The 22,856-nt window shown below is 59.8% G+C and carries 16 protein-coding genes; 11 read left to right on the plus strand and 5 right to left on the minus strand.

The features are described 5' to 3' along the window. Positions 1–257 precede the first annotated feature (257 nt). From PspCFBP13508_RS17480 to PspCFBP13508_RS17500, 5 genes are all read right to left on the minus strand, one after another. On the minus strand, positions 258–659 hold the full coding sequence (locus PspCFBP13508_RS17480; RefSeq protein WP_137215234.1) for a hypothetical protein: 402 nt from the start codon (positions 657–659) through the stop codon (positions 258–260). Next, complete coding sequence (locus PspCFBP13508_RS17485; protein ID WP_137215235.1) at positions 656–5,311, minus strand: polymorphic toxin type 47 domain-containing protein; 4,656 nt, start codon at positions 5,309–5,311, stop codon at positions 656–658. Before PspCFBP13508_RS17485 ends, PspCFBP13508_RS17480 begins: the two co-directional genes overlap by 4 nt. Beyond that, complete coding sequence (locus tag PspCFBP13508_RS17490) at positions 5,311–6,048, minus strand: DUF4123 domain-containing protein (RefSeq protein WP_137215236.1); 738 nt, start codon at positions 6,046–6,048, stop codon at positions 5,311–5,313. Before PspCFBP13508_RS17490 ends, PspCFBP13508_RS17485 begins: the two co-directional genes overlap by 1 nt. After that, positions 6,038–8,080 (minus strand): type VI secretion system tip protein TssI/VgrG, encoded by a 2,043-nt coding sequence (tssI, locus tag PspCFBP13508_RS17495; RefSeq protein ID WP_137215237.1) that lies wholly within the window; start codon positions 8,078–8,080, stop codon positions 6,038–6,040. The genes PspCFBP13508_RS17490 and tssI overlap by 11 nt, the downstream gene beginning before the upstream one ends. A gap of 134 nt (positions 8,081–8,214) precedes the next feature. Beyond that, entirely contained in the window at positions 8,215–8,730 is a 516-nt protein-coding gene (locus tag PspCFBP13508_RS17500; RefSeq protein WP_007949952.1) for an Hcp family type VI secretion system effector, read from the minus strand. Between the two features lie 437 nt (positions 8,731–9,167). Between PspCFBP13508_RS17500 and PspCFBP13508_RS17505 the strand changes: the two genes are divergently transcribed. The 11 genes from PspCFBP13508_RS17505 to PspCFBP13508_RS17555 all read left to right on the plus strand — a co-directional run bounded on the left by PspCFBP13508_RS17505 (position 9,168) and on the right by PspCFBP13508_RS17555 (position 22,842). After that, positions 9,168–10,790, plus strand: a complete 1,623-nt coding sequence (locus PspCFBP13508_RS17505) for a methyl-accepting chemotaxis protein (protein ID WP_137215238.1) — start codon at positions 9,168–9,170, stop codon at positions 10,788–10,790. Then, positions 10,790–11,326 carry a chemotaxis protein CheW gene (locus PspCFBP13508_RS17510; RefSeq protein ID WP_137215239.1) on the plus strand — a complete coding sequence of 179 codons (537 nt, stop codon included), beginning with the start codon at positions 10,790–10,792 and terminating at the stop codon, positions 11,324–11,326. The genes PspCFBP13508_RS17505 and PspCFBP13508_RS17510 overlap by 1 nt, the downstream gene beginning before the upstream one ends. Next, positions 11,323–12,597, plus strand: coding sequence for a CheR family methyltransferase (locus PspCFBP13508_RS17515; protein WP_137215240.1), 1,275 nt, complete (start codon positions 11,323–11,325; stop codon positions 12,595–12,597). Before PspCFBP13508_RS17510 ends, PspCFBP13508_RS17515 begins: the two co-directional genes overlap by 4 nt. Further along, positions 12,594–13,277: a chemotaxis protein CheW gene (locus PspCFBP13508_RS17520; RefSeq protein ID WP_137215241.1), complete on the plus strand. Its 684-nt coding sequence runs from the start codon at positions 12,594–12,596 to the stop codon at positions 13,275–13,277. Before PspCFBP13508_RS17515 ends, PspCFBP13508_RS17520 begins: the two co-directional genes overlap by 4 nt. After that, positions 13,274–15,544, plus strand: a complete 2,271-nt coding sequence (locus tag PspCFBP13508_RS17525) for a hybrid sensor histidine kinase/response regulator (protein ID WP_137215242.1) — start codon at positions 13,274–13,276, stop codon at positions 15,542–15,544. The genes PspCFBP13508_RS17520 and PspCFBP13508_RS17525 overlap by 4 nt, the downstream gene beginning before the upstream one ends. Then, positions 15,541–16,551: a chemotaxis response regulator protein-glutamate methylesterase gene (locus PspCFBP13508_RS17530; RefSeq protein ID WP_137215243.1), complete on the plus strand. Its 1,011-nt coding sequence runs from the start codon at positions 15,541–15,543 to the stop codon at positions 16,549–16,551. Before PspCFBP13508_RS17525 ends, PspCFBP13508_RS17530 begins: the two co-directional genes overlap by 4 nt. 48 nt (positions 16,552–16,599) lie before the next feature. Then, positions 16,600–17,601, plus strand: coding sequence for a PleD family two-component system response regulator (locus PspCFBP13508_RS17535; protein ID WP_041478162.1), 1,002 nt, complete (start codon positions 16,600–16,602; stop codon positions 17,599–17,601). A 307-nt stretch (positions 17,602–17,908) separates the two neighbouring features. Beyond that, positions 17,909–19,004 (plus strand): peptide chain release factor 2 gene (prfB, locus tag PspCFBP13508_RS17540; protein ID WP_099758102.1). Its coding sequence is split into 2 segments (ribosomal slippage): positions 17,909–17,980 and positions 17,982–19,004, totalling 1,095 coding nucleotides; the frame shifts between segments, so codons are not numbered across the junction. A 79-nt stretch (positions 19,005–19,083) separates the two neighbouring features. After that, positions 19,084–20,586, plus strand: a complete 1,503-nt coding sequence (lysS, locus tag PspCFBP13508_RS17545; protein ID WP_024011743.1) for a lysine--tRNA ligase — start codon at positions 19,084–19,086, stop codon at positions 20,584–20,586. 105 nt (positions 20,587–20,691) lie between these two features. Then, positions 20,692–21,405, plus strand: coding sequence for a TetR family transcriptional regulator (locus tag PspCFBP13508_RS17550; protein ID WP_016771505.1), 714 nt, complete (start codon positions 20,692–20,694; stop codon positions 21,403–21,405). A 186-nt stretch (positions 21,406–21,591) separates the two neighbouring features. After that, on the plus strand, positions 21,592–22,842 hold the full coding sequence (locus PspCFBP13508_RS17555) for a flavohemoglobin expression-modulating QEGLA motif protein (RefSeq protein WP_166554750.1): 1,251 nt from the start codon (positions 21,592–21,594) through the stop codon (positions 22,840–22,842). Positions 22,843–22,856 lie beyond the last annotated feature (14 nt).

Consider the following 22,856-nt stretch of genomic DNA (forward strand, 5'->3'; position numbering starts at 1 on the left):
GCCGAATATTAATTTGTGCGCGGTCCTGGCGTGCTGATACATGATTCGCGCAGACGTTGGAATTATTCAGGGGACAGGCTTGTTTAAAGTGCCTAAAAGTGGAGGTTGTTCACTTTGGGCGACCATCTCTATAAAAAATGGTCTCTCCCAGATTGCTCGATTCGATGATTATTTAGAGATTCAACTACGGGCAGCCTGCGTATAACGTTTGAGGAAATGATCTATTCTGATTTGAAGGGCTGCACTTTTCTTTGTTTCTAATCACTGCTGTTACTGATATGGACGCAGTCATGATCATCCATGTGGATTAGAACGTTAAAAAGATCGTCGGCTATCCAAAAAGGGAATCCTGTTGTTTCGGAAAATAATTTTTTTAAATCTAAAGAGTTCTCGAGTTTCCAAGCGTGTATGTTGCTGTCTTGAACTATAAGGAACGGGTGTCCAAGATTTTCCAGTGTGTCAACTTTTTTCCAAAACTCTGGATCATGATGTTTTTTGTTTGACTTTAAATGGAGCGGGTCAAGATATTTAGCTTTAGTAGAAAAAAATACGGTCGTCAGTTTAGTGATCAGATCAGATAGTTCGTCGTCGCTCAGTTTTTCATGCGGTAAGGCATGCTGCACTAATGTTGAATCGATCTCTTTTTCTAGGTAGTTCATTGCGGATCTCCAATTCTTGCGCGTGATACGGGTAAGGATTCCAATAAAATGTGGCCTCTAACAGCTCCACCTGTACCCCGTTTGCCTGGCGTTTGGTAACCGACATGGGGATCAGCCGGGCCATCACCAGAAGGAACGAGACGAGGATCATCCATGTTAACTTCTGCGCCTTTATTTCTGCCTTCTAATACTCGCCATTCTGTAGGATAAGATTTTCCATATTGGTCTTTACCCCACTTAGTAACTGTAAATTCGTTTTTCGGCACGCCTGTTCGAGTGAATGCTTCGTCAACTCCTTTATGCATTTGCTGGTATGACGTCCCAGGTGTATCTCTCCAGTCTAAATCAACCTCAGAATTGAACTTCCATGTTCCGCCTGGGACAGGCTGTGGACAATTTGTGGGGCCGCTAGATAAACCTAGAGGATCCACCCACCCGGTAGGGTTGGGCACGTACTGGTAGCTATTCAACCCACCTGCAAGCTTGATCGGGTCCGGCGTCAAGAACCGTCCAGTCCCCGGATTGTAGTAGCGGTGGCGGTTGTAATGTAACCCTGTCTCGGCGTCGAAATACTGTCCTTGGAATCGCAGCGGGTTATCGATTTCGCTGACGTCCAGTGCAGCAAGATTGCCGTAGGCGCGGTACTTCGCTGACCACATGATTTCGCCGCTGTAGTCGGTGAGTTCTTGCGGCGTTCCGAGGTGGTCGAGTTGATAGTAGAACGGGGCCGCTTTCAATGGGCCTTCGCCGTCCAGCATTGCCAACGGGCGGAAACTGCCTGGTTCGTAGATGTAGCTGCGATAACGATTTTCTGCACTTTCGGCGATCAAGCGTTCGCCTTGCCAGAGAAATTCAGTGGTGTGGCCGTCGACTGTTTTCTCGATGCGGCGGCCGAAGGCGTCATATTTGTAGGATGCGATGGTGCCTCCCGGCAGGCTGACGCCGATCAGGCGATGCTGGCAGTCGTAGCGGTATTCGGTGACGAGCTTTTGGCCGGTGCCGCGACGCTCGCGGATCAAATTTCCGTACGCGTCGTAGTCGTAGTGGCGGTCGCCTTGCATCAAGAGGCGATTACCTTTGACGTTGGCGAGGTTGGCTGCGGGCAGGTCATTTTGTCCGAGGAGGTTGCCTGCCGGGTCGTGAGCGAAGCTCTCTGGCATGGCGCCGCGTACGCTGATCAGTCGATCCAGTGGATCGTAGTGATAGCTGCGGTTGCCTTTGCGGCTGTCGTTAATGCCGGCGAGGTTGCCGTTGGCATCGTAGTTGTAGCGACGATGGAACAGGTGTTTGTCCCGTTGGCTGACGCTGTGCGCTTGCAGTCGGCCCTGTTCATCGTATTGGTACTGGCTGAGCAGCAAGCCTTGTTGGCGCTGTTGTTCGCGACCGGCGTTGAACTGATGGCTGGTCAGGCGTGAACCGTTCAGGTCAATGTTGCTCAGGCGTCCACCGGACAAATGACGGTAATCGAGGTTGCTACCATCAGGAAGGCGGCAGTGCTTGAGCTGGCCAACGCTGTCGTATCCGTAGCGCAAGGTTCCCCAGCCTTGGTGTTCTTCGATGAGTCGGTCTTGCAGATCGTATTTATAGGCGAGCGGCCAGTGGCCGTCGTCGACATTGACCAAGCGACCAAGCGCGTCGTAGCTGTAGTGAATCTCTTCGCCATCGGGCAGCGTTTTTACCAGCAAGCGGCCTGCGGCATCGCGCTGGTATTCGGTGACCAGCTCGCTACCGTCTTCGCCAAATTCAGTTTTCTTCAGCAGTTGGCCGTTGAGGTCGTACTCGTAGGCAGTCCGACGACCATCGAAGCCTGTTTCTTGTTGAATCAGGCCGTTGGCGTAGTAATTGAGGTGGTAGTGCTCGCCGCGCTCGTTTTCGATTTCAGTGAGCAGCAGGCGCGAGTTGTCGTAGCGATAGCGCAGTTGGCTGCCGTCGGGATTGATGCGGCGGCTGACGAGGTGCAGATTGTCGGCGTATTCGTAGCGGGTGATGCGACCCAGTTCATCGCGTTCGGCGGTGACATTGCCATAGGCGTTATAAGTAAAGGCTCGGGTTGCACCGCCTGGTAGCGTGACTTGAGCGAGGCGATTGGCGGTGTCCCATAGGTAATGCGTAATCGCGCCTGACTCTTCCTGGCGGGTGATCTGCCTACCCAGTGCGTCGTAGCGGTACTTGCGTTGACCGCCATCAGGCAGGCGCTCTTCCAATAGCTGGCCGAGATTATTCCAGCCCAACTGATGGCGGCTGCCGTCCGAATGACGGATTTCCAGCAGACGACCCTGAGGGTCATAGCTGTAGTGGGTGGCATTGCCGTCCGGGTCGATCTGCGCAGTAATATCGCCCTGCCGGTTGCGTTGGTACTTCCAACTGGCTTTGCCGCGACGAACGTCGCTGACGAAACCATTGATGTATTCGTAAGTGGTGGCTTCGTCTTCCGGCGGGATGACCGCGGTCATCAATCCGTTATCGTCATAGCGATATTCGGTAACGGCGCCCAGCGGATCCTTTTCGGCGATCAATTGGCCTTTGTCGTTGTAGGCCTTGAGATGCTCGGCACCATCCGGATCGATCTTGCTGATCAATCGGGCCTGATCGTCGTGGGTATAGACCTCTTCGCTGCCATCGGCGTTGGTTACGGTGACGCTGCCTTTGTCGTCCCAGACGTACTGCGCTTCCATCTGCGAAAAGTTGGCCCAGTGACGAGTGCAGCGAGACAGTTTGCCTTCGTTTTCCCATTCCCAATAGAACGCCGCGCCGCCTGCCAATTGCCGCTCGAGAATGACGTGCTGCTCGTTGTAGCGATAACGCTCGGCTTCGCCCGCCGCGTTTTTCGCCTCGATCAGGCGATGTTGCGCGTCGTAGCTATAAGTGACCAACGTCTGCACGGTATTCCAGACGTCTTCCAGATTATCGGCGGGCAGAAACTGCTGATAATCGACGGCGATGATGTGCTTGCGGTCGTAGCGCAGAAGCAGGGCGCGGCCGGCGCCGTTGTCGAGGCGCTTGATGCGACCGTGGATGTCGCGGGTGACGTGCAGGCGGTTGCCATAGCTGTCGCTGATGGCGATCAGGCTTGCGCCTTTGCTGTCGTGACGGAAATGGTAAAACGATGGGCGCTTGCCAGCCTGAGCCAAAATCAATTCGGCTGGGTCGTCACCCAGGAAAATGGCAGCACGTGAAAGGCTGTTGGTGATGGCCGGACGCTGCTCACTTGGAAGCGGAAATGCGGTGGAGCGGTTTTCCTGGTCGGTCCAGATGACTTCATCGCCATTGATCTCGATGCGATGAGCTAGTGCGTGGCTCCAGCCATAGCCCAGGCCGCAATCGATTTCTACGGCGCTGGTTCTGTAGAGGCGGGTCCACTCAAACGGCAGCAGGCCGTCCAGTTGTCCATCCGTCAGCGTCAATAGTTCTTCGCCAGTGACCATCGAAACAGGGCAGCCGCTGGTGCAAGTATTGGCTGCGGGTTCTGCGCTTTTTTCGGCAGGATTCTTCGCCTGACTCGACACATCATCCGCGACTTTGCCATCGGCAAGCCTGGCGTTTCTCTTGCCATCAAAACGCAACTCGGAAATCCCGTTCCTGACCTTAGCCGTCACCCCCCGCGCCGCCACAGCGGTGTACTTGGCGACATACTCCATAAAACCATTGATGATCTTGAATACCGACTTCACAAAGCCGATGACTGCATTGAGTACAAGCTCTCCATACTTTTTCAGTCGGGCAGCCAGATAAATGACCCCGGTGCCTTCAGCCGCGATGGTCAGCACGACACCAATGACGATGTCGATCGCAATACCGACAACGATCGCCGTGGTCATCTTCGCTACATCGCCTGCCATTTTCATCGGCGGCAAGCCCGCCAGCCAGATCACCGCACTGCGTACCAGCAAAAACAAAGCCGCTTCGTCACTTGCCAGCAACATGGCTTTTTTCATGATGTCAGGCGAGCTTTTGGCGACTTTGATCAGTTCGTCTGCGCCAGCGCCGAGATCCTTCGCAAACTTTCCGGGGTCCTGGAGGATGTCGAGCACGAGACTGATACCGTCCCACACGCCCTTGATCGCTTCCCAGCCACCTTCAAGAATGCCGTTGCCGATGGCCATGGCTGTGCCGGAGGTCGAAAGATTCGACCATTGCGGTTTGAAGCCGGCCCATTCCTTGCGCAGGAAACCTTCAAGGTCCGCAGTCACGCCGCTGTAAGAACTGAAGAGGGCGTCGATCTGCGCCGGGGTCACTTCGTTATGGACGCGAATTGTGTAGAACTTGCCGGGCACACCGCCGGTCCATGCGGCTTTGCCTTGCGCGTCGAGTTTGACCTTGCTGACAGCACCACCGTCCACGGCCACGATTTCGACTTCGATATCGCCGACGGGAATGTCGTAAACCGATTCGAATTTGCTCTCGATCAGCAACGGACCCTTGAGCGGACATTGAGCCACGTTCGAGGTGAAGTTACCGTCGGTCATGCTCACCGTTTTACTGGTGTTGCCCGCCCTGATGACACGCTCCATGCCCAACAAGGACGGCATGTCCGCGGCACGGCTACCCTTGTCGAGAGCCTGTGCGTACCAGGTTTTTGTTTGTTCCTGATACAGCTTCAGACTGTCCTTGAAGGTGTTCAGTTGGTTGTCAACAAAGGCAACGCGATCCATCAGCCTTGCTCCAGAATCAGGTGGTTTATCAATGCTTCTTTAAGATTTTGCGGCGCATCCGGGCGGCGCACGAAGCGGGTGATTTTCAGCTTCAAATTGTTCTCGGGCCACGCGGTGTAGAGGTCCGGGCGGTCTTCTTCCAGCCATTGCATCAGGTTGCTGACCAGCGTCGCCGGATTGTCCTTGCTCAACCCTTCCAACAAGCCCTTCGGCACCTCCCACCACGGCCAGTCCCTGACCTTCGGCACCACCCGCGTGCCCACTTCCAGCGCCTGCCCATTGATCAGATACCGCTCAAACACCGGCAGCACTTCTCCAGCCTTTTCCCCAAGCCCCCGCAGAATCGGATAGATATGCCGCCCATCCCAAAACCGGAAAAACACCTCGGTGCCATCCGGCATTTTTACCTGCGTCAGGCTGCGCAGATGTTCGAACACTTCGTTCGGTTCTGAACGCGACACCGCCAGCCAGCCCCAGTCGAGGGCGTCGGTTTCGGCGATCCATGGCAGGAAGGCGGAATTGGCTTTGAGTTCGGTGAGGTAGGGCATCACCGGTTGCCAGGTGGAGTAGGGCGTGCCGCCCCAGATCGGGATGAGTTGGGCGGTGGGTTCGGTGAGGTACAGGGTTTTCAGGGCGTCGGCGTCGCTGGCCGCGCTGACGATCAGGTACAGGCGCTCGCCGCTTTGCAGCGGCTGTTGCGCCAGCCAGTCCTTGGGGGTGATTCGTTCAGATGGCACAGGCACCTGCCTTGCATTTTTCGCATTCTTCACAGAACGGCGCGTTACGTTTCAGGGTGTTGATTTGCGCCGGGGTCAGGACCTGGCCAGCCTTGTCGGCATCCGCCTGTTTCAGCACGCCGGGCATCAATGGCGCGGCGCCCGTACCAACGCCGGGGCTCCCGCCGGAGTTCATGTTGATCACCGGCCCGCTCATGGTCACGCCGCCAGCATCGATCTTGATGAAGCTGCCGCCGCCGACCAGCGTGAGTTCGGCACCGGCTTCCATCACCACCTTCATGCCACTGCTCAGGTGGATTTCCTGACCTGCGTCGATGAACTGGCCGGTGCCGATCTTGACGTGCTGGTTGACGCCGACGGTGAGGTGGTCGTTGGCGCGGGTTTCGACTTTGCGGTCGGCGTAGACGGTGTGGTGTTCTTCGGCTTTGAACTCGGTGTAGCTGTTCTTTTCGACGGTGTCGTGGCGTTCGTTGCCGACGCGGATTTTCTGGTCGTGCTCGATGTTTTCGTCCCAGTCGCGCTGGGCGTGCAGGTAGATCTGCTCCTGACCTTTCTTGTCTTCGATGCGCAGTTCGTTGTAGCCGCCACCGCCCATCGAGCTCAGGGTCTTGAAGGTGCTGCGGGTCTTGTTCGCCGGCAGTGGATAGGGGACGGTGTTTTCCTTGTGGTACAGGCAGCCGCTGATCAGTGGCTGATCGGGGTCGCCTTCAAGGAAGGTGACCAGCACTTCCATGCCGATGCGCGGGATGGCGATGCCGCCGTACTGGGCGCCGGCCCAGGCGCTGGAGACGCGCAGCCAGCAGCTGGTCTTGTCGTCGGCCTGGCCTTCGCGGTCCCAGTGGAACTGGACTTTGACCCGGCCGTACTCGTCGCAGTGGATTTCTTCACCTTTCGGGCCGGTGACCACCGCGCTCTGGCTGCCGAGAATGCGCGGTTTCGGGTGGCGTAGCGGCGGGCGATTGGGCACGTCCCACGGCGTGGCCTGGAAGCGGTTGCGGTAACCCTGATGGAAATCGTCTTTCAGCGCGGTGGTGTCGCTGGTCACCGACTCTTCGAGCACTTGCGGCTGTTTGCCTTCGTGCAGAACTTCGGTGAGCAGCCAGAGGTCGTTCCACTTGGCTTTCGGGTGTTCGGTCAGGGCGAGGAAATGACCGCTGACCAGCAACGGCTGATCACTCTTGCCTTCGGCCAATTGGAAGTCGCTGCGGTGACGTTCGAGGGCGCGTTTGGCCAAATGCTTGCCGCGCTCGCGGTCGATGAAGCGGCCCGGGTAATCGTAGTCTTCAAGGTCGGGCAGGGCGTCGCCACGATTTTCGCTTTCCAGGGTCAGGCGCGGTTTTTCGAAATCGTAATCGCGGCGCGTGGTGCGGCTGGTGCGGGTTTCCATGCGCAGGTCGAAACGCTTGATCACCGGGTTGCTGGCGACCATGCCCGAGTCTTGCTGATAGGGCACAGGGGCCAGTTTCGGGAACACCGTCTGGTCATCGCCGAAAACGAGCTTGTGCGCGTTGGCGCTGTGCTGGAAGTGGAAGTGAATGCCTTCTTCCTCGCACAGACGCTGGATGAAGTGCAGATCCGACTCGTCGTATTGCACGCAGTAGATGCGTTCGGGATAGATCGAGCCGGTCTTGAATTCGTAGGCGTTGCCTTGAATGCCGTGCTCTTCCAAGACCATGCCGATGATCTTCGGCACGCTGAGGTTCTGAAAGATGCGCTGGTTGATGCGGTGCGCCAGGTACGCCAGTTGCGGGCGCAAGGTCACCGAATAACGGGTCAGGCGCTTGCCGGAATCGCCTTGCGCGGCGCGGTAGATCTGGCCATGGATGCCGCTGCCGTCAGGCGACAGCTGCAGAAAGGCCGGTTTGTGCAGCAGGGTTTCGAGGTCCAGCGACGGCTGCTCACTGACCAGCTCCACCTCAAAGACAAAAGGCTGGCTGATGGCTTCCCGGCCGGTAAGGGTGAATACCTGAAAGTCGGCGGAGAGCCCTTCGATGGTCAGGGCAAAGTGGGTTTCATTGGCCGGCGCGAACATCCCTTGTTCCTCGTGCTGTACAGCGGCGCCCGTCGACGACCGCAAAAAAGCGGCTCAACGTACGCGAAATTCTGGAGGGGCGTAAACAACATCGACCAGCAGAGCTGGCCGATGCGTGTAACGGTCAGCCGTAATTAAACGACTGGAGCACGCCAGTCATCGGAACCCGAAGTACCGGATACTTCGTGGGTCCAGGTGATTTTGCGGTAGGTGAACTGCACTTCTTCCAGGTGGGTGAAGTGCGCGTTGCCTGGATCCTGGCAGTTGTGCATTTTGTTGTTGATGGCGACGATGATCGCGTCTTCCAGTTTGGTGGTGTAGTAGTGCTCTTGGGTGCCTTGAGCCGAAGTGCGGTACCACTGGATAACGATTTCGCTCATGCGCTCGCCGGAAGTCAGTGCTGCTTGCAGCAGTGGCGAAGCCTTGTCGTAGACCTTGGTGATCACAACTGGCTTGTGTACGCGCTGACCGGTTGGCTGACCGGATTGCGGGTCACGCGGGATGATCACGTCGTGGGTGAAAGCCTGAACCATGACCTGGTCTTCGTGGCCTTCCTGGTAGGTGTTGCCAACGGAGTCGGCGGTGAAAGCGCCGGCAGTGATCAGGCCTTGTTTTTCGCCGGTAACCGACATGTACGCTGGTGTTGCCATGGGGTGCTCTCCTTGCGGATAAAGTTAGGGTGCCCGGAGGCGAAATCGCCCGGTGGGTGGCTGAGGCTTATCAAGGAGCGTGCCAGGTTTTGTGAGATGCCCGGATAGCGGGGGCGCCACGGTGGTTGATCATCATTCAGGGCTATTTTCAGCGGGAAAGTCAGGAGAAAGTGCGCAAGAAGTTGCGCAGTACTGCGCAACTTCTTGCGCACTTGGCTGCAGGGCTTGCACCGCTTGGGCTGCAGAGGACTTAGGCCCTGAAATATTACGACCAACTGCGCAACTTCTTGCGCAGTTGGGGATTTGCCGGGACCGCGGTGTGGCCTTCGCGAGCAGGCTCGCTCCCACGGGACAATGTTGCCAGCGAAAGCGTCTTATAAATGAAACACCGCGCTCGGCTATACTCCCCGCATTTCGATCAGGCACGAGGATTCACTGTGAAGAACTGGACGTTGCGCCAACGCATTTTGGCGAGCTTTGCGGTGATTATCGCCATCATGCTGTTGATGGTAGTGCTGTCCTATTCGCGGTTGTTAAAGATCGAGGCCAGTGAAAACAGCGTGCGCGACGATGCCATCCCCGGCGTCTATTACAGCTCGATGATTCGCGGTGCGTGGGTCGACAGTTATTTGCAGACCCAGGAGCTGCTCGGCCTCAAGGAAGGCCAGGGCATTTCCAGCGAAGACGCTGCCGACTACAAGGCGTTCGAGGCGCGGCTGCAAGAGCAGATGGCCAACTATCGCAAGACCATGGCCACTGATGAAGACCGATCCGAGTTCGCCCTGTTCGAGAAATACCACGACACCTACATCGAGATTCAGAACGCTGTGCTGGACCTGCGCAGTCGCAATCTTGAAGCGGATGCGGTCAAGTTATTCAACGAAAAACTGACCCCGGCGTGGTACGCGGGGCGCATGAAACTCAATGACATCATTGGCGAAAACAAAGTCGTCGCTGATACCGCCATGGCCAATATCGACGACGCGGTGGCAACGGCCAAAGTCAGCATGGTCATTTCCCTGCTGGTCGCGGTGCTGGCCGCCGGTCTCTGTGGGCTGCTGTTGATGCGCGCGATCATGGCGCCCATGAACCGCATCGTGACCATCCTCGACATCATGCGCACCGGCGATCTGAGTTCGCGCCTGAACCTCGATCGCAAGGATGAGTTCGGCGCGGTCGAAACCGGCTTCAACGACATGATGACCGAGCTGACGTCGCTGGTATCCCAGGCCCAGCGCTCCTCGGTGCAGGTGACCACCTCGGTGACCGAGATCGCCGCCACGTCCAAGCAGCAACAAGCCACCGCCACCGAAACCGCAGCGACTACCACCGAAATCGGCGCAACCTCTCGCGAAATCGCCGCGACCTCGCGGGATCTGGTGCGCACCATGACCGAAGTGTCCACCGCTGCCGATCAGGCCTCGGTGCTCGCCGGCTCCGGCCAGCAAGGCCTGGCGCGCATGGAAGACACCATGCACTCGGTCATGGGCGCGGCGGATCTGGTCAACGCCAAACTGGCGATCCTCAACGAGAAGGCCGGCAACATCAATCAGGTGGTGGTGACCATCGTCAAGGTCGCCGACCAGACCAACCTGCTGTCGCTCAACGCAGCGATCGAAGCCGAGAAGGCCGGCGAGTACGGCCGCGGTTTTGCCGTGGTCGCCACCGAAGTCCGGCGCCTGGCCGATCAGACCGCCGTGGCCACCTACGACATCGAACAGATGGTTCGCGAGATCCAGTCGGCGGTGTCGGCCGGCGTGATGGGCATGGACAAGTTTTCCGAAGAAGTACGCCGCGGCATGTCGGAAGTGCAGCAGGTCGGCGAGCAGCTGTCGCAGATCATCCATCAGGTGCAGGCACTGGCGCCGCGCGTGCTTATGGTCAACGAAGGCATGCAGGCCCAGGCCACTGGCGCTGAGCAGATCAACCATGCGCTGGTGCAGTTGGGCGATGCCAGCAGCCAGACCGTCGAATCGCTGCGTCAGGCCAGTTTCGCTATCGACGAACTGAGTCAGGTGGCCGTCGGCCTGCGCAGCGGCGTTTCGCGATTCAAAGTCTGATGAGCGACATCATCGCCAAGCGTGGCGCCGCACCAGTGGCGAAGCAGGCACTGTTTCTGCTGTTTCGCATCGGCAACGAGCGTTACGCCCTGCGCGCCACTGAAGTGGCCGAAGTGCTGCCGCGCCTGCCGCTGAAACCGATTGCCCGGGCGCCGCATTGGGTGGCCGGGGTGTTTGCCTATCGCGGTGCGGTGGTGCCGGTGATTGATCTCAGCGCGCTGACTTTTGGCCAGCCCGCCGAGGCGCGGACCAGCACGCGGCTGGTGCTGGTCAATTATCAGCCGGATCAAGCGCAAGCAGCGCAATGGCTCGGGCTGATTCTCGAGCAGGCCACCGACACGCTGCGCTGTCATCCGGACGATTTTCAGCCCTACGGCCTCGATAACCGCGAGGCGCCGTACCTCGGTCCGGTGCGCGAAGATGCGCAGGGATTGCTGCAATGGGTGCGGGTCAATGACTTGCTCGATGACGCCGTGCGCAGCTTGCTGTTGCCCGATCCGCCGCGTGATCCGGCGCAGCTTGAGGCGCAGCCATGAGCAGTGAGCAGCGCTTTTTCGATTTCCTCAAGGAACGCATCGGCCTTGATGTCGCGTCGGTGGGCGCGGCGATCATCGAGCGTGCCGTGCGCCAGCGCACCACGCTGTCCCAGGCCGCCCACGCCGACGAATACTGGGAGCTGTTGCAAGGCTCGCGGGATGAACAGCAGGCGCTGATCGAAGCGGTGATCGTTCCGGAAACGTGGTTTTTTCGTTACCCGGAATCCTTCGCGACGCTGGGCAAATTGGCGCAAGCTCGGCTTAAAGAACTCAACAATATGCGCGCGTTGCGCATCCTCAGCCTGCCGTGCTCGACCGGCGAAGAACCCTACTCGATTGCCATGGCCTTGCTTGATGCCGGATTGCAGCCGCATCAATTCAAGGTCGACGGCATGGACATCAGCCCGCTCTCGGTGGAAAAGGCGCGGCGTGCGTTGTATGGCAAAAATTCATTTCGCGGCCAGGATCTGGAATACCGCGAGCGACATTTTTTTGCCGAGCAGGACGGCCACCGGGTCAACGAATACGTTCGCGAACAGGTGCGCTGGCAGGTCGGCAATGTCCTCGATCCGACGCTGTTGGCGAGCGAGCCTGCCTTCGATTTCGTGTTCTGCCGCAACCTGCTGATCTACTTCGACCAGCCGACGCAAAAGCAGGTGTTCGAAGTGCTCAAGCGCCTGACCCATGTCGACGGCGTGCTGTTTATCGGCCCGGCGGAGGGCAGTCTGCTCGGGCGTTTGGGCATGCGTTCGATCGGCATCCCGCAGTCGTTCGCTTTCAGCCGTCACAGCGAGCCGCACCCCGAACCACTGCCGACGCCGAAACCGGTCGCCGTGCCGGTCAGCCAACCACTGCGTAGCGCGCCGCCGCCAGCGCCAGTGCGCAGCCGCCCTTTTGCTACCGTGACGGCTTTGCCGGTAACGAAAAAAACTGCCAACCCGGACGCCGCGACGCTGCTGGCGCAAATCGCTGCACTGGCCAACGAAGGCAAAAGCGCCGAGGCCCGTGCCGCGTGCGAGCATTATCTGCGCAGCCATGAACCGGTGGCGCAGGTGTTCTATTGGCTGGGCCTGCTCAGCGATGTCGCCGGCCTGAGCCTCGAGGCCCAGAGTTTTTATCGCAAGGCCTTGTACCTCGAACCGCAACACCCCGAAGCGCTGATGCACCTGGCCGCGTTGCTGCAGGCTCAGGGCGACACGGCGGGTGCCCGACGATTGCAGGAGCGCGCCGCCCGCAGCGGGCGCACCGCCGACAGTGAGCGTAAACGATGAGCGCGTCCGACACCTTGAACGTTACCCACGAAGACGCCCGCGCCATCGACGATTGCTGGAACCGCATCGGCATTCATGGCGACAAGTCCTGCCCGTTGCTGGAAGAGCACATCCATTGCCGCAACTGCTCGGTGTATTCCGTCGCCGCCACGCGCCTGCTCGACCGCTACTCGTTGCAGCAGGACCAGCGTGAAGCGGTTGTCAGTAAAGTCGAAACCGACGTCAAAACCCGCTCGCTGCTGATGTTCCGTCTCGGCGAAGAATGGCTCGGGCTGGCCACGCGCACGCTTGTCGAAGTCGCGCCGTTGCAGGCGATACATTCGCTGCCGCACCAGCGCTCGCGGGCATTGCTCGGCGTGGCCAATGTGCGCGGCGCGCTGGTGGCGTGCCTGTCGCTGGTGGAATTGCTCGACCTCGGCGCCAGCGTCGCGCCGGCGGGCGGCGGGCGAGTCATGCCGCGCATGCTGATCATCGCTGCCCATGGCGGGCCGGTGGTGGTGCCGGTAGACGAGGTCGACGGCATTCATGCCATCGACGAACGCATCCTCGACGCGGCGTCGCAGTCCGGTGCGCAGGCCAGTGCCAAATACACCCGTGGCGTTCTGCAATATCGCGGTCGCAGCCTGCGCTGGCTGGATGAAGAACAGCTGTTGTCCGCCGTGACCCGGAGCCTGACATGACCCCCGAGCAAATGCGCGACGCCTCTCTGCTCGAGCTGTTCAGTCTCGAAGCCGAAGCCCAGACCCAAGTGCTCAGCGCCGGGTTGCTGGCGCTGGAGCGCAATCCGACTCAGGCCGATCAACTGGAGTCGTGCATGCGCGCGGCGCACTCGCTCAAAGGCGCAGCGCGGATCGTTGGCATCGACAGCGGCGTCAGCGTCGCCCACGTCATGGAAGATTGCCTGGTCAGCGCGCAGGAAGGGCGTTTGTTGCTGCGTCCCGAACACATCGACGCGTTGTTGCAGGGCACCGACCTGCTGATGCGCATCGCCACGCCGACCAATGCGCCGCAACCTGCGGACATTGAAGCCTACGTCGCGTTGATGGGGCGTCTGCTCGATCCTTCGGCGCCAGCCGCTGTGGTTGCCACGCGGCCGATGGCCGAGTTGCAGATCGAACCAGCGCCGATACTGTCGGCGCCGATTGTCGACGAGCCCGCCGAGCCGACCCCGCGTAAAAACAAACGCACCACCGAAGGCGGCGAGCGCGTCTTGCGCGTCACCGCCGAACGCTTGAACAGCCTGCTCGATCTATCGAGCAAATCGCTGGTGGAAACCCAGCGTCTCAAGCCGCACTTGGCAACCATGCAGCGTCTCAAACGCATGCAGAACAACGGCCTGCGCGCGCTGGAAAATCTCAATGTGCACCTGAAGGAGCATGCGCTGAGCCTGGAAGCGCTCGAGTCGCTGGAAGATGCGCGACGTTTGCTCGCCGAGTCGCAGCAACTGCTGAGCGAGAAAAACGCCGAACTCGACGAATTCGCCTGGCAGGCCAGCCAGCGCGCGCAAGTGCTCTATGACACCGCGCTGGCCTGTCGCATGCGCCCGTTCGCCGACGTGCTCAGCGGGCAGGCGCGCATGGTTCGCGACCTCGGTCGCAGCCTCGGCAAGCAGGTGCGCTTGGAGATCGAAGGCGAGAAAACCCAGGTCGATCGCGATGTGCTGGAAAAACTCGAGGCGCCGCTGACTCACTTGCTGCGCAATGCTGTCGATCACGGCATCGAAACCCCGGAGCAACGCCTGCGCAAGGGCAAGCCCGAAGAAGGCCTGATTCGCCTGCGCGCCTCCCACCAAGCCGGTTTGCTGGTGCTGGAACTCAGCGATGACGGCGGTGGCGTCGATCTGGATAAAGTCCGCCGCAGCATCGTCGAACGGCAGTTATCCCCAGCCGAAACCGCAGCGCAATTGAGCGAAGAAGAACTGCTGACCTTCCTGTTTCTGCCGGGCTTCAGCCTGCGCGAAAAGGTTACCGAAGTGTCCGGGCGTGGCGTCGGCCTCGACGCTGTTCAGCACATGGTCCGCCAATTGCGTGGGGCCGTGGTGCTGGAGCAGACGGCGGGCGAGGGCAGCCGTTTCCATCTGGAAGTGCCGCTGACGCTTTCGGTGGTGCGCAGTCTGGTGGTGGAAGTCGGTGAAGAGGCCTATGCGTTCCCGTTGGCGCACATCGAACGCATGTGCGACCTGGCCCCGGAAGACATCGTGCAGGTCGAAGGGCGTCAGCATTTCTGGCACGAAGGCCAGCATGTCGGCCTGGTTGCGGCCAGCCAGTTGCTCAATCGCCCGGCCAGTCAGAACGATGGCGCTACCCTGAAAGTCGTGGTGATCCGCGAGCGCGAGGCGATTTATGGGGTGGCGGTCGAGCGTTTCGTGGGTGAGCGCACGCTCGTGGTGTTGCCGCTGGACGAGCGTCTGGGCAAGGTTCAGGACATCTCCGCCGGGGCCTTGCTCGATGACGGCTCGGTGGTGCTGATCGTCGACGTCGAAGACATGTTGCGTTCGGTGGACAAACTGCTCAATACCGGGCGCCTGGAGCGCATTGCCCGCCACGGCAATCAAGCTGCCGAAGCGGCGCGCAAACGAGTTTTGGTGGTCGACGATTCGCTGACCGTGCGCGAGCTGCAACGCAAACTGCTGCTCAATCGTGGCTACGACGTCGCGGTGGCGGTGGACGGCATGGACGGCTGGAACGCGCTGCGTTCGGAGAACTTCGATCTGCTGATCACCGACATCGACATGCCGCGCATGGACGGTATCGAGCTGGTCACCCTGTTGCGCCGCGACAACCGTCTGCAATCGCTGCCGGTGATGGTCGTGTCGTACAAGGATCGCGAAGAAGACCGGCGCCGTGGACTGGACGCCGGCGCCGACTATTATCTAGCCAAAGCCAGTTTTCATGACGACGCCCTGCTTGATGCAGTGGTCGAGCTCATCGGAGGAGCGCGGACATGAGGATCGCAATCGTCAACGACATGCCCCTGGCGGTGGAGGCCCTGCGCCGCGCGCTTGCGTTCGAGCCGGCGCATCAGGTGATCTGGGTCGCCAGCAACGGCGCCGAGGCGGTGCAACGCTGCGCCGAATACACCCCGGACCTGATTCTGATGGACCTGATCATGCCGATCATGGACGGCGTCGAAGCCACGCGGCGGATCATGGCCGAGACGCCGTGCGCGATTGTCATCGTTACCGTTGACCGCCAGCAGAACGTGCACCGCGTGTTCGAGGCCATGGGCCACGGCGCGCTGGACGTTGTCGACACGCCGGCGATCGGCGCCGGCAATGCCCAGGAAGCAGCGGCGCCGTTGCTGCGCAAGATCCTCAACATTGGCTGGCTGATCGGCGACAAGGCGCCACGTGCGCGCCCGGCGCCGAGTTCGCCGCGCAGCTCGCCGTCACGTCAGCGGCTGGTGGCGATCGGCTCGTCTGCCGGTGGGCCGGCGGCGCTGGAAGTGTTGCTCAAAGGCCTGCCGAGAGATTTTTCCGCCGCGATCGTGCTGGTGCAGCATGTCGATCAGGTGTTCGCCGCTGGCATGGCCGAATGGCTGGCCAGCGCCAGCGGCCTCGATGTGCGTCTGGCCCGTGAGGGCGAGCCGCCGCAAAGTGGTGCGGTGCTGCTGGCCGGGACCAATCACCATATTCGCCTGTTGAAAAACGGCACGCTGGCCTACACCGCCGAACCGGTCAACGAGATCTACCGGCCCTCGATCGACGTGTTTTTCGAGAGCGTCGCCAGTTACTGGAACGGTGACGCGGTCGGGGTTTTATTGACCGGGATGGGGCGCGATGGCGCGCAAGGGCTTAAGCTCATGCGCCAGCAGGGTTATTTGACCATTGCCCAGGATCAGCACAGCAGTGCGGTGTACGGCATGCCCAAGGCTGCCGCGGCGATCGATGCCGCGGTGGAAATCCGCCCGCTGGAAAAGATAGCGCCACGATTGCTGGAGATTTTCCCCAAATGATCAGGTTGATCGGCAATCCAGGCCCCCGCAGTACTCAGGTGACCGCTCATGAATGATTTACAGATCGACGACATTAAAACCGACGAGAACGCCGCCATGGTGTTGTTGGTGGATGATCAGGCGATGATCGGCGAAGCGGTGCGCCGTGGGCTGTCGAATCAGGAAAACATCGACTTCCACTTCTGCTCCGACCCGCAGCAGGCCATCGCCCAGGCGGTGCGGATCAAGCCGACGGTGATCCTGCAGGATCTGGTGATGCCCGGCCTCGATGGCCTGAGCCTGGTGCGCGAATACCGCAATCATCCGGCGACCAAGGACATCCCGATCATCGTCCTCTCGACCAAGGAAGACCCGCTGATCAAGAGCGCGGCGTTTTCCGCTGGCGCCAACGATTATCTGGTGAAACTGCCGGATACCATCGAACTGGTCGCGCGGATCCGCTACCACTCGCGTTCCTACATGACATTGCTGCAGCGCGACGCCGCGTACCGTGCGTTGCGGGTCAGCCAGCAGCAGTTGCTCGACACCAATCTGGTGCTGCAACGGCTGATGAACTCCGATGGCCTGACCGGGCTGTCCAACCGTCGTCACTTTGACGAGTACCTGGAACTGGAGTGGCGCCGTTCCCTGCGCGATCAGACGCAGCTGTCATTGCTGATGATCGACGTCGATTACTTCAAGTCATACAACGACAGTTTCGGTCACGTTGAAGGCGATGAAGCGTTGCGCAAGGTTGCCACGGCGATCCGCGAGGCCAGCGCGCGACCATCGGATCTGCCAGCGCGTTATGGCGGCGAAGAGTTTGTGCTGGTCCTGCCGAACACTTCGCCGGGCGGCGCGCGGCTGTTGGCCGAGAAACTGCGCCAGACCGTGGCGGCGTTGAAAATTCCGCACAACACGCCGGCCGAGGGCTCCAGTCTGACCATCAGCATCGGTCTGGCGACCATGGTGCCCCAGGCAGGGAGTGATTGCCGGCTGCTGATTTCGGCGGCGGATCGCGGGTTGTATCTGGCCAAGAACAATGGGCGCAATCAGGTCGGGATCGAGTAACGGCCGTTGCCCTCACCCCAGCCCTCTCCCGGAGGGAGAGGGGGCCGACCGAGGTGTCTCGGGCCAGACATCGACCTGAGAGATCGCAGCGATTATGGATCTTCAGGCTTGACGATCACGGATTCGGTGAAGCCATTCTATTCGGCGTATGTTTCATATATCCCCCGATCGGTCCCCTCTCCCTCCGGGAGAGGGCTAGGGTGAGGGCAGCAATCTCGGCCCATTCACCGCCAGACGGGCTGCCGCGACAGCCTGTTTACGTTATACTCGCCGGCTTTCAAAAGTTCGCCAACGAGTGCTGCCCGTCATGGAAATCAACCCGATCCTGAACACCATCAAGGACCTGTCCGAGCGCTCCGAAACTATTCGGGGGTATCTTTGACTACGATCAAAAGCATGAGCGTCTGACCGAGGTCAATCGCGAGCTTGAAGATCCGAGTGTCTGGAACAAACCTGAATACGCCCAGGAGCTGGGCCGCGAGCGTGCCGCGCTGGCGCAGATCGTCGACACCCTCGACGAACTGAACGGCGGTCTGGCCGATTGCCGCGACCTGCTGGACATGGCCGTCGAAGAAAACGACGAAGGCGCAGTGGGCGATGTCGTCGCCGAGCTGGCCCGTCTCGAGGAGAATCTGGCCAAGCTGGAATTCCGCCGCATGTTCAGCCATGAAATGGACCCGAACAACGCCTACCTGGACATCCAGGCCGGCTCCGGCGGTACCGAAGCGCAGGACTGGGCCAACATCCTGCTGCGCATGTACCTGCGCTGGGCCGACAAACGCGGTTTCGATGCGACCATCATGGAACTGTCCGCCGGTGAAGTCGCCGGGATCAAGGGCGCGACCGTGCACATCAAGGGCGAATACGCCTTTGGCTGGCTGCGTACCGAGATCGGCGTGCACCGTCTGGTGCGCAAGAGCCCGTTCGACTCCGGCAACCGTCGCCACACCTCGTTCTCCGCTGTTTTCGTCTCGCCAGAGATCGATGACAAGGTGGAAATCGAAATCAACCCGGCAGACCTGCGGATCGACACCTATCGTTCCTCTGGTGCCGGTGGTCAGCACGTAAACACCACCGACTCGGCCGTACGTATCACCCACGTACCGACCAACACCGTGGTCAGCTGCCAGAACGAGCGTTCCCAGCACGCCAACAAGGACACCGCGATGAAAATGCTGCGGGCCAAGTTGTACGAGCAGGAAATGCAGAAGCGCAATGCGGCCTCGCAGGCGCTGGAAGACACCAAGTCCGATATCGGCTGGGGTCACCAGATCCGCTCTTACGTGCTCGATGCCTCGCGGATCAAGGATCTGCGTACCAACATCGAACGCAGCGATTGCGACAAGGTGCTCGATGGCGACATCGATGAGTACCTGGAAGCGAGCCTGAAATCCGGCCTGTAACACCCTCTGTGGGAGCGGGCTCGCCCGCGATCCCCAGCCGAAGGCTGGGGGCAACGAACCTGATGGAATACTTAAAGACATGAGCGACCTACAACTCGACCCGCAAGCCCTGCAACAGGAAGAAAACTCCCTGATCGCCCTGCGCAAGGAAAAGCTTGCTGCCGAGCGCGCCAAGGGCAATGCCTTCCCGAACGACTTTCGCCGCGACAACTACTGCGATGCCTTGCAGAAACAGTACGCGGACAAGACCAAGGAAGAGCTGGCAGAGGCTGCAATCCCGGTCAAGGTTGCCGGTCGCATCATGCTCAACCGTGGCTCGTTCATGGTGATCCAGGACATGACCGGGCGCATTCAGGTCTACGTCAACCGCAAGACGCTGTCCGAAGAAACCCTGGCTGCGGTGAAAACCTGGGACATGGGCGACATCATTGCCGCCGAAGGCACCCTGGCGCGTTCCGGCAAGGGCGACCTGTACGTTGAAATGACCAACGTGCGCCTGCTGACCAAGTCGCTGCGCCCGCTGCCGGACAAGCACCACGGCCTGACCGACACCGAACAGCGCTACCGCCAGCGTTACGTCGACCTGATCGTCAACGAAGACGTGCGCCAGACCTTCCGCGTGCGTTCGCAAGTGATCGCGCACATCCGCAGCTTCCTGATGAAGCGCGACTTCCTCGAAGTCGAAACGCCGATGCTGCAGACCATTCCCGGCGGCGCCGCAGCCAAGCCGTTCGAAACCCACCACAATGCGCTGGACATGGAAATGTTCCTGCGTATCGCCCCTGAGCTGTATCTGAAGCGTCTGGTGGTCGGTGGTTTCGAAAAAGTGTTCGAGATCAACCGCAACTTCCGCAACGAAGGCGTCTCGACCCGTCACAACCCTGAGTTCACCATGTTGGAGTTCTATCAGGCGTACGCCGATTACGAAGACAACATGGACCTCACCGAGGAACTGTTCCGCGAGCTGGCCCAGCTGGTGCTGGGCAGCACCGACGTGCCGTACGGCGACAAGGTGTTCCACTTCGGCGAGCCGTTCGTGCGCCTGTCGGTGTTCGACTCTATCCTCAAGTACAACCCTGAGCTGACTGCCGATGATCTGAACGACATCGACAAGGCTCGCGCCATCGCCAAGAAGGCCGGCGCCAAGGTGCTGGGCTTCGAAGGTCTGGGCAAACTGCAGGTGATGATTTTCGAAGAACTGGTCGAGCACAAGCTGGAGCAGCCGCACTTCATTACTCAGTACCCGTTCGAAGTGTCGCCGCTGGCCCGTCGTAACGACGAGAACCCGAACGTCACCGACCGCTTCGAGCTGTTCATCGGTGGTCGTGAAATCGCCAACGCCTACTCCGAGTTGAACGACGCGGAAGACCAGGCCGAACGCTTCATGGCGCAGGTGGCCGACAAGGACGCCGGTGACGACGAAGCCATGCACTACGACGCCGACTTCGTCCGTGCGCTGGAGTACGGCATGCCGCCAACCGCCGGCGAAGGTATCGGCATCGATCGTCTGGTGATGTTGCTGACCAACTCGCCGTCGATCCGCGATGTGATCCTGTTCCCGCACATGCGACCGCAAGCGTAAACGTTTCAGTTAAAAAGCCGCCTAAAACAGGCGGCTTTTTATTGCCTGTCTGGTACAAATGTATCAATTGGTTAATTTGGAATTAGTAGAGGAAGTGCTGTCGTGATGGGTGCATTAGCTCAAGAAGGTGCAGCGGGTATCGCCACTGCGGTCGCTGAAAGTGTTCAGTACCAGGGCCGCAAGGCCAGCCGACAGGGCAGTGAGCAGCGTCGCCAGGACATTCTCGACGCCGCGATGCGCATTGTCGTGCGCGACGGCGTGCGTGCCGTGCGCCATCGTGCGGTCGCGGCGGAGGCCGGCGTGCCGCTGTCGGCGACCACGTATTACTTCAAGGACATCGATGATCTGCTCACCGATACCTTCGCCCAATACGTTGAACGCAGCGCGGCGTACATGGCCAAGTTGTGGATCAATAACGAAGGGCTGCTGCGCGAAATGGTGGTCAGCGCCGACGGCAGCCCGGAGTCGCGCTCGCAACTGGCCGATGACATTGCGCGATTGATGGCCGATTACGTGCACCGGCAACTGATCAACCGCCGCGAGCATCTGATGGCCGAACAGGCGTTCCGTCAGGAAGCGCTGCTTAATCCGCGTCTGGCCATTCTGGTGCGCTCGCATCAGCAGATTCTGCTGCAGGGCACCTGCCAGTTGTTCCAGGTACTGGGCTCGCGCGAACCGCAGCAGGATGCCAAGGTGTTGACGGCGATTATCGGGCGGATGGAATATCAGGGCCTGCTCAATGACGCCGAGCCATTGGCTGAAGAGGACATGCTCGGGATTCTGACGCGGTATATGCACCTGGTGCTGGCGTCGGTCTAGCGTTTGACACTAAACCCTGTGGGAGCGAGCCTGCTCGCGAAAGCGCTCTGATATTCAACATCTCCGTTGTCTGACACAGTGCATTCGCGAGCAGGCTCGCTCCCACAAAGGCCTCAGCGCCTATGATTGGCTACGTCACGTTTTCTACAGGAGTTTCGGGTGGACGATTACCAGCAGACGATACGCATGTTGTCCGATCGCATTGTGCTGGCGCAGACGCCGATCCGCGTGCTCGATGCGGTCAAATGGGACGACAACGTGCGCAAGGGCTTCCTCAAGGCCAAGGGCAAGGAAATGCCGGCGGTGGATCGCGACTACTACCTCAACCGCCCGCTGTCGTTCGACTCGAGCCAGGTCAAACTGGAATTCCAGAACATCGAGCGCGACATCACCCGCCAGCTCGGCCAGTTCAACCCGGTCGGGCAGATCATGCGGCGCATGTGCAAGGAATACCGCATGGTGGTGCGCATGCTCGAAGCGCGTGGCACCGAGGACTTCGGCCTGATCTCGCAAGAGCTGTACGGCGCGGCGTCCGATGCCTTCCACGCCGGTGACCCGACATTGGCCGACCTCGGCCTAATGATGTCCGACTACCTGAACAACATCGACGGACGCGGCGATCTCAAGGACGAGCCGAAGATCCTCACCGCCAAAGACGCGGTGCACCTGCTGCAAACCCGACTGAACAAGGTATTCGGTGAGGCCGAAGAGACGATTCGCGTGTTCGAGTCCGACGGCATCGTCGCCGACGCCGCTGCGGGCGCTGACTACATCAAGATCCGCACCGACGCGCTGTTCAACGACCGCGACGTGCGCGCACTGGAAGTCCACGAAGGCCTGGTGCATGTCGGCACCACACTCAATGGCTTGAACCAGCCGATCTGCACTTTCCTGTCCAAAGGCCCGCCCTCGTCAACGGTGACCCAGGAAGGGCTGGCGATCCTGATGGAAATCATCACCTTCGCTTCTTACCCGAGTCGCCTGCGCAAACTGACCAACCGCACCCGTGCGATTCATATGGTCGAGGAGGGCGCGGACTTCTTGCAGATCTACGAATTCTTCCGCGAGCAAGGTTTCGAGATGGCCGAAAGCTACGGCAATGCCAGCCGGGTGTTCCGTGGCTCGACGCCGACCGGTCTGCCATTTACCAAAGACTTGTCCTACCTCAAGGGCTTCATCATGGTTTACAACTACATTCAGTTGGCCGTGCGCAAGGGCAAGCTCGAGCAGATTCCGTTGTTGTTCTGTGGCAAGACCACACTGGAAGACATGCGGACCTTGCGGCAACTGGTGGACGAAGGCCTGGTGGTGCCGCCCAAGTATCTGCCGGACCAGTTCCGGGACTTGAATGCGTTGTCGGCGTGGATGTGTTTCTCCAACTTCCTCAACCATTTGAGCCTGGACCGGATTGAGGCGGATTATTCCAATATCCTCTAGACCCAGCACCGAAC

Origin of the sequence: Pseudomonas sp. CFBP13508 (assembly GCF_005233515.1) — a bacterium.
GTDB lineage: Bacteria > Pseudomonadota > Gammaproteobacteria > Pseudomonadales > Pseudomonadaceae > Aquipseudomonas > Aquipseudomonas mercuritolerans.